The organism is Streptomyces sp. GQFP (assembly GCF_021545335.1).
Taxonomy (GTDB): Bacteria; Actinomycetota; Actinomycetes; order Streptomycetales; family Streptomycetaceae; genus Streptomyces.
Genome location: NZ_CP089312.1, coordinates 2954874 through 2968703, shown reverse-complemented (window position 1 = coordinate 2968703; position 13830 = coordinate 2954874). Strand labels below are relative to the sequence as shown.

Annotated in this window: 8 protein-coding genes; 4 read left to right on the top strand and 4 right to left on the bottom strand. The window is 71.9% G+C overall.

Annotated elements, in window-relative coordinates; genetic code table 11:
* Nucleotides 1-15: 15 nt before the first annotated feature.
* The 3 genes from LUX31_RS12805 to LUX31_RS12795 form a co-directional block, all read right to left on the bottom strand.
* Nucleotides 16-1008, bottom strand: coding sequence for a PadR family transcriptional regulator (locus tag LUX31_RS12805; protein WP_235474904.1), 993 nt, complete (start codon nt 1006-1008; stop codon nt 16-18).
* Nucleotide 1009: 1 nt separating this feature from the next.
* Nucleotides 1010-1900 (bottom strand): DUF4097 family beta strand repeat-containing protein, encoded by an 891-nt coding sequence (locus tag LUX31_RS12800; RefSeq protein WP_235474903.1) that lies wholly within the window; start codon nt 1898-1900, stop codon nt 1010-1012.
* Nucleotides 1901-2027: 127 nt separating this feature from the next.
* Entirely contained in the window at nt 2028-2207 is a 180-nt protein-coding gene (locus LUX31_RS12795) for a DUF6104 family protein (protein WP_003992906.1), read from the bottom strand.
* Between the two features lie 157 nt (nt 2208-2364).
* Between LUX31_RS12795 and LUX31_RS12790 the strand changes: the two genes are divergently transcribed.
* From LUX31_RS12790 to LUX31_RS12775, 4 genes are read left to right on the top strand one after another with little or no spacing between them, the layout of a single operon-like run.
* Entirely contained in the window at nt 2365-2733 is a 369-nt protein-coding gene (locus tag LUX31_RS12790; protein ID WP_235474902.1) for a CU044_2847 family protein, read from the top strand.
* A complete protein-coding gene (locus tag LUX31_RS12785; RefSeq protein ID WP_235474901.1) occupies nt 2730-4718 on the top strand; it encodes a VMAP-C domain-containing protein in 1989 nt (662 codons plus the stop codon). The genes LUX31_RS12790 and LUX31_RS12785 overlap by 4 nt, the downstream gene beginning before the upstream one ends.
* On the top strand, nt 4715-5812 hold the full coding sequence (locus LUX31_RS12780) for an AAA family ATPase (RefSeq protein ID WP_235474900.1): 1098 nt from the start codon (nt 4715-4717) through the stop codon (nt 5810-5812). Before LUX31_RS12785 ends, LUX31_RS12780 begins: the two co-directional genes overlap by 4 nt.
* Entirely contained in the window at nt 5812-9942 is a 4131-nt protein-coding gene (locus LUX31_RS12775; RefSeq protein ID WP_235474899.1) for an SAV_2336 N-terminal domain-related protein, read from the top strand. Before LUX31_RS12780 ends, LUX31_RS12775 begins: the two co-directional genes overlap by 1 nt.
* A 59-nt stretch (nt 9943-10001) precedes the next feature.
* Here the strand turns inward: LUX31_RS12775 and LUX31_RS12770 are convergent, their stop codons facing one another.
* Nucleotides 10002-13808, bottom strand: a complete 3807-nt coding sequence (locus LUX31_RS12770; protein ID WP_235474898.1) for a multifunctional oxoglutarate decarboxylase/oxoglutarate dehydrogenase thiamine pyrophosphate-binding subunit/dihydrolipoyllysine-residue succinyltransferase subunit — start codon at nt 13806-13808, stop codon at nt 10002-10004.
* Nucleotides 13809-13830 lie beyond the last annotated feature (22 nt).

The window sequence follows — 13830 nt, the reverse complement described above, 5'->3', positions numbered from 1 at the left end:
CCGTCCCTCTCCCGCTCACACCTTCGGGGTTCGCAGCGCCGCTCCCACCAGAGCTGCCGCCGCCGACAAGTGGCCGCGGATCTCCAGGAGTTGGGGTTCCGTGACGCCGTGGTCGCGGGCCGAGTCGCGGATGTCGTCACGGAAGCGGTCGAGGAGGCGGTCGAGGTCGCGGGCCGGGTTGCCGGTGGACTCCTCGTGGGCCCAGGACGGTTCGTAGCCGGCCGGGAAGTCCGGGGGAGTGTCCGTGTACGTCGGTTCGTGCTCCGGTTCCGGTGCCCTGGTGGTCGTGGTGGTCGTGGTCGTTGTGGTGCCGTTGGTGCGGGGGAAGCCGAAGCCCTTGCCGAACTCGCCGAACTCCTTGGCCAGTTCGGTCAGGCCCTCCCGGACGCCCGTCGGCCAGTCGCCCCGCGTGAAGTGGTCCTGGACCTGTTCCTGGACGCGCCTCGCGATGCGCTGGACCTCTTCCTGGGCCTGGGCGCGGGCGTGTTCCTGGGCCTCCTTGGCCTGGCGCCTGGCCCGCTGGGCCTCCTCGCGGGCCCGGCGGCTCTCGTCCTTCGCGCGGCGGGCCTGCTCCTTCCACTCCTGCTTGATGCGCCGCATCTCCTCCGCGCCGGAGTCCCTGCGCGCCTCGCTCGCCGCCGCGCGCACCTCCCTGCGCAGATCGCCCGCCGCACCCCGGACGTCGGCCCGGATCTCGGCGGCCAGTTCGGCGACGGACTCGCGGATCTCCAGTTCCAGATCGGCCAGTTCGCCGCTGCGGTCGGCCAGTTCGGCGCGGCCCGCGTCCGTGATGGAGTACACCTTGCGGCCGCCCTCGGTGGTGTGGGTGACCAGGCCCTCGGCCTCCAGCTTGGCCAGGCGGGGGTACACGGTGCCCGCCGACGGCGCGTACAGCCCCTGGAAGCGCTCCTCCAGGAGGCGGATCACCTCGTAGCCGTGGCGGGGGGCCTCGTCCAGCAGCTTCAGCAGGTAGAGACGCAGACGGCCGTGGGCGAAGACGGGGGGCATGTCAGAGCACCTTCTTGTTCGCGAGGTCTGTCGGGCCGGAATTGTCCCCAGGGGCGGTCCGGTCCGTCGAATCGTCCTCCCGCTGGGGGCGGCGGAGCAGGGCGATCGAGCCGGAGACCGTCGTCGCCCGCAGCTTGCCCGTGCCCGCGCCCAGCCGGCCCGTGACGCGGTGGGCGCCCCACTGGCCGTGGACGCGGAGGCCGTCGAAGGCGTTCGAGATCGTGCCGCTCGCCGTGTTCGCCTCGACCTCGGCGTCCGCCGGATGCGGGAGCCGGATGGCGATCTCGCCCGAGACGTTCGTCAGCCGCACGTCCGTCGGGCCCTCCGGGTCCAGGTCGACGATCATGGAGCCGCTCACCGACTCGGCGCGCACAGAGGGCCCGGAGCCCTCGACGACGGTGAGGTCGCCGGAGACGGAGTTGAAGCGCAGATCGCCGGTGACCGCCTGGGCCTCCAGGCTGCCCGAGACCGTGTCGGCGCGGACCGGGCCGGAGAGGCCGACGAGGGTCGTGTCGCCCGTGACGCCCTTCACCACCGTCGGCCCGTCGACCCCCGAGACCACGGCGCCCGCGCCGACCACGCCCACCTCCACGCGGGTGCCGGCCGGGACGGCCAGGGACACCACCGCGTTGCGTTGCCAGCCCTTGCGGTCCAGCCACTTGAGGAAGCCCTTCCAGGGCAGGTCCTCGTACGCCACCGTCAGGACGCCGTCCTCCTGGGTCACCACCAGGGGTGGGCCCTGGATCTCGGAGACCTCCAGACGGGCGGAACCCTCGTCGGTGCCCACCACGTTCACCGTGCCGTTCACGATGCGTACGTGCAGGCCCGTGACGGGCTCGTCGAAGGTGAGTTTGCCGGGCTCTTTGACGGACCACTCGGACGTCGTGGACATGGTGCGGACCCCCTGGACACATGGACACATCACGACGCGCCATATCGCGTCTTCTGCTATTCACGATATATCGCGGTCACGGAAAGTCAAGACACCCTTTCGAGACCTGTCGCGTGTCGTCCGAGACCTACTCGTCGTCCTCGTCGTCCAGCCGCGCCAGCCAGGTCGCCAGGCGCTCCACCGGCACCTCGAAGTCGGGATTGAGGTCGACGAAGGTCCGCAGCTGCTCTGCCAGCCACTCGAAGGTGACCTCCTCCTCGCCGCGCCGCTTCTCCAGCTCTTCGATGCCTCGGTCGGTGAAATACACGGGTGTTCTCCTGCGGGGGCGGTTGACGCTTGTCCCCCCAGGTTATGCGCACCCATCGACCGGCCCCGCCTTGCCGGAACCTCACGAATCCTCCGCACACGCGCGTGTCCGCACAGGCACAATGGGATCACCTGTAGTCACCAGGTTCGGGGGTGCCGTGGAACAACGCAGAATCCAGGAGATCGAACTGCCCGGGGGCGGAACCGTGCTCGCGCGGGTCAGCGTGCTCGACCCGGAGGACTGGCCGGGGCAGCTGCCGGGCGCCCCCGACGAGTTCTCGTACGACGACGTCGGCGCCCTCGACCACATGGCGGCCCGGGTCGATCAGCTGACCGAGCTGGTGCGGGGCGTCGGCGGTGCCGTGTTCGACGCGGCGCGGGCCGTGAAGCCCGACGAGGTCAGCACGACCTTCGGGGTCGAGGTGGCCGTCAAGGCGGGCAAGGCCGTCGCCCTGCTCGCGGACGGGGAGGCCAAGGCGACCCTGTCCATCACCCTCACCTGGCGGGGGGACGCGAACCCCACATGACCGCGGCCAAGCTCGACGCCCTGGTCGTGCGAGCCACCGTGCGCATAGGGCCCGACGACGAACCGGGCACCCTCTGGGGCAGCGGTTTCTTCGTGGCCCCGGGTTGGGTACTGACCTGCCGTCACATCCTGCCCCTCAGGGACGCCCCGGAGAGCATCGGCTCCTTACGGGTCCAGGGGCACGACGGTCTCGACGTACGGGCCCGGCCCGCCTACTGGCTCGGCGGCGGCACGGACCCCGAACAGGACCTCGTCCTCATCAGGCTGACGGAAACCGTCCCCCACGCGTGCGTGCGGCTCACCGACCGCTACGACCCTCCCCTCTCCGTCGCCGCGTACGGCTGGCGCACCCCCGCGGGCGGCGTCCCCCAGCGTTGGAGCGGACAGACCGAGTGCAACGGCAAGGACGGCGGCTACGGACTGACCCTCGCACCCCTGGTGGAGATCCCCCACGGCGCCTCCGGCGGGCCGCTGCTCGACCGCGAGCGCGGTCTGGTCGCCGGTGTCGTCAAGGCGCGCCGCGCCCAGAAGGACGGCGGGCTCGCCGTCGCCGCCACCGCGCTGCGCGGCTTCCGGCGGGCGGTGCCCGTGGGGGAGGAGCGCGGCCTCGGGGACGACCCCTACGCGGCCCTGATCCGTGCCCACGACACCTGGCACCGCAGGGCCACCGGAGCCACCTCCTGGGTGAAGGCGCAGAGCGTGGCGGGTGCGCGCGGCTGGGGGCCGAGGGACAGTGCCGACGCCTCCGCGCTGCTCGCCGGACTGCCCGAGCCACGCTCCTCGGCCGAGTTGCAGGGCCTGATCGAGCGCGTCCTCGGTGACGAACCGCTGTGGGAGGAGGAGGTCGCCCCGCGCGACTGGCGGGACGGACACGGCTGGCTGTACGACCATCCGGAGGGCGCCGATCTCGTGGCGCTGCACTATCTGCGGGCCGTCGCCCAGGTGTGCGGGACACGGGCCCCGGATGCCGTCGCCGAACTGGAGGAGTGGGTCGAGCGGCGCGCCGAGGACCTGCCCGGGCATCTCCGGGCCCTCCTCATGGGGGTCGCGGCCGGGGCGCCCGCGCCATGGCGCAGCACCGACGCCGACGCGGGGGCCGGCGTACGGACCGACGACCGGCCCATGAACCACGCGGCGGACGACGCGGACGACGCCGACCAGGTGGACGACTCGGACGGGCCCGTCGTCGCCGTCGAACTGGAACCCGATCTCTTCCGGCCGCACGACCGCTTCCACTGGCGGATCTGGACCTGGACCGGTGGCCCGGAGACCGTGCGGGCAGAGGACGAGGGCTCCGACGGCGAGGGCGCCTCGCTCGCCGACCTGCCGTCCATCCTGAGCGAGCCGCTCGCCCGTACCTTCCGCCGTCTCGACAGCGGACGCCGGGCCCGGCTCGAACTCGCCGTGCCTGTCGAGCAGTTCGGGGTCGACGCCCATCTGTGGCGGCCGGGGCCCGTCGTCCGCAGTCTCCGGCCGCACCCCGCCGAGCGGCCCTTCGGGGTCCACCGGCAGGTCGTGGTGCGGTGTCTGAAGCGGCGCGGCGAACCCATGGCCGTCTGGCGCGAGCGGTGGCGCGCGGTCGCCGAGGGCGAGCCCAAGGCGCTGCCCGTGCCCTCCGACGCCTACGCGGGCCAGGCCCTGGACTCGGCGCCGCCAGGCGCGGTGCCCGTGCTGTGCCGGCCGCCCGCCGAGAGCACCGGGCCCCTGTCGCGGGCGGTCGCCGGCGGATACGGCGTGATCCTCTGGAACCTGCACGCCGAGCACGCCCACGGCTGCGACACCCGCTGCGCCGAACTGCACGACCGTACGGCGGAGTTGCTCAGCTCGGCGGGCCGTGCCACCGCCCTGCCGGAGCGGCTGCGGGCCTTGCGTGAACGCGTCAGCCAGGCCGATCCCGACGCCGACTGGGCCGAACACCTGGCCCTCCTCTACGACGACCCGAGGCGCCCGATCCCGCACTGCGACGACCTGCTGGAGTCCCCTTGACGACCGCGACCGACACCCCCGAACCGGACTGGTACATCTACCGGGGCGCCGGCGAGCCGCACGACGGCATCGGGCGGCTGCCCGCCCCGCCGCCCTGGCGCGACTTCGACGGCGAGCCCGGCGGCACCGTCGTACCGCCGCTCGGCACCGAGTCGACGCGGCGGCTCGGTGGCCGCAGCGGGCGCGGCATCGCCTGGCGGCCGGAGCAACTGGAGCTGATCAACGCCGCGTTGTATCTGCGCCGCCCGCTCCTCGTGACCGGCGACCCCGGCTCAGGAAAGTCGACCCTCGCCCACGCCATCGCCCATGAACTGGGCCTCGGCAGGGTCCTCCAGTGGCCCATCGTGAGCCGTACGACCCTGCGCGACGGCCTCTACACGTACGACGCCATCGCCCGCCTCCAGGACACCCAGATGGCCAAGGTGCGGGACCCGTCGCAGGCCTGGGAGGAGAACGAAGACCAGCCGACCGAGGACATCGGCGACTATCTGCGGCTCGGCCCGCTCGGCACCGCGCTCCTGCCGTACGGGCGTCCGCGCGTCCTCCTCGTCGACGAGCTGGACAAGAGCGACATCGACCTCCCCAACGACCTGCTGAACGCCCTGGAGGAGGGCGAGTTCAGGATCGCCGAGCTGCAGCGCATCGCCGGGCGGCAGGCGGACGTCGAGGTGCTCACGGACGACGACGAGCGGGCCGTGGTGCGGGGCGGGCGCGTCCGCTGCAAGGCCTTCCCGATCGTCGTGATGACCAGCAACGGCGAACGCGACTTCCCCGCCCCGCTGTTGCGCCGCTGCCTCCACCTCGATCTCCCCTCGCCCCGCGACGACGCCTGGGGCAGGTCCCGGCTCGACACCATGGTCACCGCCCACTTCGGTGAGGAGGGCGCCGAAGTGGCGGCTCGCAACGGCGAGTTGATCCGCACCTTCCTCGACTCGGCCCCCGGCTCCCTGCGCGCCGCCGACCAGCTCCTCAACGCCATCTACCTCACCCAGGAGGCCGTACGCGACCGTGAGCCCGACCGGCAGCGGCTCGCCGAACTGCTGATGCGGCCCCTGGACCACGGCGAGCGCGGCCCCGGCGGCGGACCGCTCTGATGACCTCCCCCGACGGACAGTCGGCCGAACTCGCCGAACGGCTCCGCGCCCTCGGCGGGGTCGAGCCGTCCGCGCGGGAACTCGCCGAGGCGCTGTGGCTGGCACGGTTCGTCGGGCGGGCGACGGAGCCGACGGGGGCGGGGCCCGAAGTGCCCGAGCCCGACGGGGACTCGGCGACGAGCAGCGGCAGTGCGCCGTCGGTCGCCCGGACCCCCGCGTCCCGCCCGGGTTTCCGCACCCGGCCCACCGAGCCCGCCGATCCCGTCGCCGAGCGCACCCGCCTGCACGCCGACCGACCGCGCGCGGAGGGCACACCGGGCGACGAACCGGCCGACGCGGACAGCGACTTCGTACGGGTCCGCGTCCCCTCCGCCACCGCGCTCCCCAACCCCCTCGCGCTCCAACGCGCCCTCCGTCCGCTCCAGCACTACCGTCCGCCGGTCCGCACCCCCGCCCTCGACCTCGACGAACAGGCCACGGCCGAACAGGCGGCGGAGACCCGCCTCCTGCTGCCCGTCCTGCGCGCGACCACGCGCCGCGAGGCCCGCCTGCGGCTCCTCATGGACGTCTCGACGTCGACCGGCGTGTGGGACACGGCACTTGCGGAGCTCCGCCAACTGTGCGCCGGGCTCGGCGCCTTCCGCGAGGTGGCGACCCACTACGTCCGCGAGGGCGAGGACGGCCGGCTGGTGGCCGCGCCCGGACGGGCCTTCGACCGGGCGGCCCGGGCGGCGGAGCAGCTGCGCGATCCGACCGGCCGTCAGCTGACCCTCGTACTCAGCGACTGCGCGGGCCCGTTGTGGCGGTCCGGCGCGATGCAGCGGATGCTCCACCAGTGGGGGCGGGCGGCGCCCGTGGCCGTCGTACAGCCGCTGCCCCAGCGCATGTGGCAGCGCACGCATCTGCCCGCGCTGCCCGGCACGCTCCGACGGCGCGAAGGGATGGGCGCACGCCTGGAGTTCACTCCGGCGGACGGTGGCGTACGGCCGCCCGGGGCCCTTCCCGTCCCCGTGCTGTCGCCCACCCGTACCGCGCTGGGCACCTGGGCACGGCTGCTCGCGGGCAGCACCGGCCTTGCGGTGTCCGCCCCGGCCGCGTGGGTGCGGGCCGACCATCCGGCGTCCCCGGCACGGCCCGAACGCCCGGTCGCGGACGCGGAGTCGCTCGTACGGGCGTTCCGGCGAAGCGCGTCCCGCCAGGCCGTGGCGCTGGCGGTGTCCGTCTCGGCGGTCCCGCTCACCCTGCCGGTGATGCAGCTCGTCCAGCGGGCGATGCATCCCCGTTCCGGGCCGAGCGTGCTGGCGGAGGTGCTGCTGAGCGGGCTGCTGGAACGGGGTGCGGAGGACGGGTGGTACGAGTTCCGGCCGGGGGTGCGGGAGGCGTTGCTGCGGTTGCTGCCACGCGGTGACGCGATGCTGGTGCTGAAGCACTGCGGCGAGTACGTCGACCGGCACTTCGGGCGCAGGGCGCGCAATTTCCCGGCGCTTGCGCTGGCGCGTATGAGGGGTGACTCCGTCGGTTCGGCGGAGGGGGACGTGGATGGTGCGCCGGGTGCGTTCGCCGAGGTCGCGGGGGTGGTGGCGCGGCGGTTCGGGACGGCTGTGGCGGCGCGGCAGGAGGTCGTCGACGTCCTGTACGCCGGGGAGGACGAGGAGTGGGCGATCTGGGTGGCCCATGTGCTGGGGGCCAAGGGGCAGGAGGTCGCGCTGCGACAGGCGGACGAGGGGCCGGACGCTTTGCTGGATCTCGTACGGCAACGGGTGCGGGCGCATTCCGGGCGGGGTGGGCGTGTGCTTCTTCTGGTCGGACGCTGGTACGACGATCAGAGCCGCGTCGATTCCCTGCGCGAGGTTGCTGAACGGTCAGGGGAGAGGCTCGTTCCCGTCGCGGTGCGGCGGACAGGGCCCTTCCCGTGGGAGACGGGGGCGCCCATCGCACTGTGGGACACCACCGGGGCGGTTGCCGCACAGCGATTGCTCGACAGTCTTGGGCTTGCTCCTGAGGGTGCCGCCTGGGACGGACAGGGGCCGCGGTTCCCGGGGCCCACACTGCGGCAGGACGGCGGGGTGCCCGACCCGCTGCCCGGGTTCACCGCGCCGGAGGGGGCGATGGCCCGGGTGCGGGGGAGCCTGGAGCAGGGGCGGCGGTCCAGGGTGTGTGCCGTCGTGGGGCCGCCCGGGGTTGGCAAGACTCCGTTCGCCGCCGAGTACGTGAGCCGGTACGGCTCCACGTACGACATCGTCTGGTGGGTCTCGGGGCGGGACGACGCGCAACGCCGGGAGCGGCTGGCGCAGTTGGTGGAGGCCGAGTTCGGGCTGCCGACGGACGGAGGCGTGGAAGAACGTCTCAGGACGCTGTACGAGGTGTTGCGGACAACAGCGCTGGACTGGCTGATCGTCTTCCCCGACTGGGACGGAGTGGACGACGCGTCCGCCTTCCCGGCGGGCGGCCATGTGCTGGTCACGTCTCAGCGCACGGCCTGGCCCGACTCGGTGGACACAGTGCCGCTGTCCCCCGGCACCGGCAGTGCCGTGGTCAGCCTTCACGCCGGAGGCAGGGTGCTCGGCAGCGGCTTCTTCCTCGCCCCGAATCTGGTCGTCACCTGCGTGGGGGCGGTGGAGGGGCTGTCACGCGACGACCGCGCGCGGATCACTGTCCACACGGCGGACGGATGGCACCTCCGTGCCCGGTTCGCGCGCGCGGTGGGCGAGTTGGCCGTGCTGGAGGTGCCCGTTGTCGACGGTGGCTACGACTGCCTTCGGCTCACGGACACGCCGGACGTGCTCCCCCAGAAGGTGACTGCCCAGTACGCCGACGGAAGCGAGGTCCATTCCGCCCTCACCCGCATCCGAGGGCAGAAGGAGTCCCACGAGCTCGCCCTCATCAGTGCCCCGTCGACCGCGCTGAGCGTCGGCGGGCCCGTGTTGAGCCGTCGGGACGGTTCCGTTGTCGGAGTCGTCGTCGAGGCGGCTGCCAAGGACGGCGGCCGGGGACGGGCGGTGCGGATCGCCGCCCTGCGGGACCTGTGTCTGCAGGGCGGGAAGGGCACCGAGCTGTGGCATCGCCTCGTACGCACGCACGACCTGCACCATGCGCGGCGCCTGTCGGAGCCGGACGACCGCGCCGAACTCTACGGTCTGCTGGCCGAGTTGGAGCCGCCCCAGGACACCTACGCCGTGCTGGGCCTGCTCCCCCACGGCCCTGGCTCCCTGCCGAGCCTGCCGCCCCGAAGCTGGCGCGACGGCGCGGCCCATCTCTACGCGCGCGGGGACGCCGGAGCCGTCGCGGTCTACGCGGCCCGGATTCTCGCCGACCTCGCGGCTCGCCGGATCCGGGGGTCGGCCGAACTGCGCACCTGGGTATGGCGGGCCGCCGGTGAGGAGCGGCGGTGGGAGGTCCAGCGTGTCCTGGAGACGGCGGACGACCTGCCCGGCCTGCGGGGATGTCGTATCACCGTCGAGGTCGGGCCGGAGCAGGAGGGTGCTCACACCTGGCGGCTGCGGGCCACCCAGGAGAACCGGGTCGTGTACGTATCCGAAGCGCCCAAGCCCGTCAGACTCGACGGACCCGTGCCACAGCTTCGCGACGACCTGAGCCACGCCCTCGCGCTGGCCGACACAGGCAAGCGGAAGGCGATGGTCGAGTTCCGGCTGCCCGACGAACTCCTCTGGGAGCTCGACGTGATGAACTGGACGCCGGGCCAGGCCCTTCGTACCGAGGCCAATGTGTTCGTCAGGGGCCTGGGGCCGGACCCTGTGGCGCTGGAGCGGGTCGAGCGCTGGAACGCCGTCCAGAGCGGCCCTCCGCTGGGTCTCCGTCTCCCGGCCTCCCTTCACGACGCCCCGCTGAACGCCGTACCCCTCTGGTGCCGTCACGACGACGGCACCGCCGTACTCGAAGAGGCGCGCACCCTCGGCTACCCCCTGATCCTCTGGAGCCGCCGGGCCGACCACCGGAACTGTGCCCTGTTCTACAACTGGGTGGAGCGGGAGGTGCTGCGCGGGTCGGGGAGTGTGCCTGAACTCCTGGCCCGGGTGCGGGGGTTGTGGATCCGGAACGGTATGCGGGAGCGGAACACCGACTGGGTCAGGCACCTGGGCGTCTACTACGACCCACCCGGCCGCTCATGACGAAGGGCCCGGCACCGGATCTCCCCGGTGCCGGGCCCTACCGCTGTGCCGCCAGAGGCCTACGCCTCGAACACCTCACGCACCAGCTGCTCCTGCTCCGCCTGGTGACGCTTCGCCGAACCCACCGCCGGGGACGAGCCCGCCGGGCGCGAGATGCGCCGCAGACGCTCGCCGTGCGGGATGTCCGCGCCGACCGCGAGGTCCAGGTGGTCGATCAGGTTGAGGGCGATGAAGGGCCACGCGCCCTGGTTCGCCGGCTCCTCCTGCGCCCACAGGTACTTCTCGGCGTTGGGGTACTTGGCGATCTCCGCCTGGAGTTCCGCACCCGGGAGCGGGTACAGGCGCTCGATGCGGATGATCGCCGTGTCCGTGGTGCCGCGCTTCTTCCGCTCGGCCTCAAGGTCGTAGTACAGCTTGCCGGCGCAGAAGACGACCTTGCGGACGTCGGCCGGGTTCGCGGACTCGTCGCCGATGACCGGGCGGAAGGCGCCCGTCGTGAACTCCTCCGTCTTCGAGGCCGCCGCCTTGAGGCGCAGCATCGACTTCGGGGTGAAGACCACCAGCGGCTTGTGGTGCGGGTTGTGCACCTGCCACCGCAGAAGGTGGAAGTAGTTCGACGGGAGCGTCGGCTGAGCGACCGTCATGTTGTTCTGGGCGCACAGCTGGAGGAACCGCTCGATGCGGGCCGAAGAGTGGTCCGGGCCCTGGCCCTCGTAGCCGTGGGGGAGGAGCAGGGTGACGCCGGACGTCTGGCCCCACTTCTGCTCCGCCGCCGAGATGTACTCGTCGATGACCGTCTGCGCGCCGTTGACGAAGTCGCCGAACTGCGCCTCCCACATGACGAGCGCGTCGGGGCGGGCCAGCGAGTAGCCGTACTCGAAGCCCATGACCGCGTACTCGGAGAGCAGCGAGTCGTAGACGTTCAGGCGGGCCTGCTCGTCCGACAGGTACTGGAGCGGGGTGAAGTCCTCGCCGGTGACCCGGTCGATGAGGACCGCGTGGCGCTGGCCGAAGGTGCCGCGTCGGGAGTCCTGGCCCGAGAGGCGCACCGGGGTGCCCTCCAGGAGCAGGGAGCCGATCGCGAGCGTCTCGCCCATGCCCCAGTCGATCGTGTCGTCCTCGATCATCGACGCCCGGCGCTGCAGCTGCGGGAGCAGCCGCGGGTGGACGGTGACGTGGTCGGGGATGTTGACCTGGGACTCGGCGATGCGCTTGACGACCTCCTGGGAGACCGCCGTCTGCACGGCCACCGGGAACTCGGCCCGCGGGTCGCCCGCCAGGGCCTCGGCCGGGGAGGAGATGGCCTCGCGGACCTCCGTGAAGACCTTCTCCAGCTGGCCCTGGAAGTCCTGGAGGGCTTGTTCGGCTTCCTCAAGGGTGATGTCGCCCCGGCCGATCAGCGACTCGGTGTAGAGCTTGCGCACCGAGCGCTTCTTGTCGATCAGGTCGTACATCAGGGGCTGCGTGAACGCCGGGTTGTCGGACTCGTTGTGGCCGCGGCGGCGGTAGCAGATGAGGTCGATGACGACGTCCTTGTTGAACGCCTGGCGGAACTCGAAGGCCAGGCGCGCGACACGCACGACCGCTTCCGGGTCATCGCCGTTCACGTGGAAGATCGGGGCCTCGATCATGCGGGCCACGTCCGTGGCGTACATCGACGAGCGCGAGGACTCGGGCGCCGCCGTGAAGCCGACCTGGTTGTTGATGACGATGTGGACCGTGCCGCCGGTGCGGTAGCCGCGCAGCTGGGACATGTTGAGCGTCTCGGCCACCACGCCCTGGCCCGCGAAGGCCGCGTCACCGTGCAGGGCGACGGGCAGGACCGTGAAGTCCGTGCCGCCCTTGTTGATGATGTCCTGCTTGGCGCGGGCGATGCCCTCGATGACCGGGTCGACCGTCTCCAGGTGGGACGGGTTGGCGGCCAGCGAGACGTTGATCTGCTCGCCGTCCAGGCCCGTGAACACGCCCTGGGCGCCCAGGTGGTACTTCACGTCGCCGGAGCCGTGCATCGACTTCGGGTCGAGGTTGCCCTCGAACTCCCGGAAGATCTGGGCGTACGACTTGCCGACGATGTTCGCCAGGACGTTCAGCCGGCCACGGTGGGCCATGCCGATGACGACCTCGTCCAGGCGCGACTCGGCCGCGCTGTCGATGACCGCGTCAAGCAGCGGGATGACGGACTCGCCGCCCTCCAGGCTGAAGCGCTTCTGGCCGACGTACTTCGTCTGCAGGAAGGTCTCGAAGGCCTCCGCCGCGTTGAGGCGGCGCAGGATCCGCAGCTGCTCCTCGCGCTCCGGCTTGCTGTGCGCGCGCTCGATGCGGTCCTGGATCCACTTGCGCTGCTTCGGGTCCTGGATGTGCATGAACTCGACGCCGGTGGTGCGGCAGTACGAGTCGCGCAGTACGCCGAGGATGTCGCGCAGCTTCATCAGGGACTTGCCCGCGAAACCGCCGACCGCGAACTCGCGCTCCAGGTCCCAGAGGGTGAGCCCGTGCTCGGTGATGTCCAGGTCGGGGTGCTTGCGCTGGTGGTACTCCAGCGGGTCGGTGTCGGCCATGACATGGCCGCGGACCCGGTAGGAGTGGATCAGCTCGAAGACGCGGGCGGCCTTCGTGACGTCGTCGTCGTGCGAGGCGTCGATGTCCTTGAGCCAGCGGACCGGCTCGTAGGGGATGCGCAGCGCCTCGAAGATGTCGTCGTAGAACCCGGTCTCACCGAGGAGGAGGTTCGCGACGATCCGGAGGAACTCGCCCGACGCGGCGCCCTGGATGACCCGGTGGTCGTAGGTCGACGTGAGCGTCATGACCTTCGAGATGCCGAGCTTGTTGAGGGTGTCCTGGCTCGTGCCCTGGAACTCGGCCGGGTAGTCCATGGAACCGACGCCCATGATGACCGACTGACCGGGCATCAGACGCGGGACCGAGTGGACGGTGCCCAGGCCACCGGGGTTGGTCAACGACACGGTCACGCCGGTGAAGTCGTCCATCGTCAGCTTGCCGTCACGGGCGCGGCGGACGATGTCCTCGTAGGCCTGCCAGAACTCGAAGAAGTTCAGCGTCTCGGCCTTCTTGATGCCGGCGACGACGAGTTGGCGGTCGCCGTTGGGCTTCACCAGGTCGATGGCCAGGCCGAAGTTGACGTGCGCCGGCTTCACCAGGGTCGGCTTGCCGTCCTTCTCCGCGAAGGAGTAGTTCATCGACGGCATGGCCTTGATGGCCTGCACCATCGCGTACCCGATGAGGTGGGTGAAGGAGATCTTCCCGCCACGGGCGCGCTTCAGGTGGTTGTTGATGACGATGCGGTTGTCGAAGAGCAGCTTCACCGGGACCGCGCGCACGGACGTGGCCGTGGGCACCTCGATCGAGGCGTTCATGTTCTTCGCCACAGCGGCCGAGGGGCCCCGCAGCGTCACGAACTCGGGGCCGTCGGCCACCTCGGTCGCGGGAGCGGCCTTCGGCTTGGCGGCCGGGGCGGCTGCCACGGGCTTCGCAACCGGAGCGGCCGGGGCCGCAGGAGCGGGCGCCGGGGCGGCAGCGGCGGGCTTGGGAGCTGCTGCCGGGGCCGGAGCCGGGACGGCCGGGGTCACGGGAGCCGCGGGGGCGGCCGGAGCCGCTGGAGCGGTCGTGGTGGTACCTGCGGCCCCCGTGGCCGCAGCACCCGCCGTAGCCGTCGGAGCGGCAGCGGCCCCGGGCTTGTAGTCGGCGAAGAAGTCCCACCAGGCTCGGTCTACGGAGTTCGGATCCTGGAGGTACTGCTGATAGATCTCGTCGACGAGCCACTCGTTGGGTCCGAACGCAGCCGCAGGGTTACCTGCTCCTTCGTCGGTCGAGATGCTCGATGAGTTACTGGGGGACTGTGGCGACACGGCGGCAACCGCCCTCTTCCGC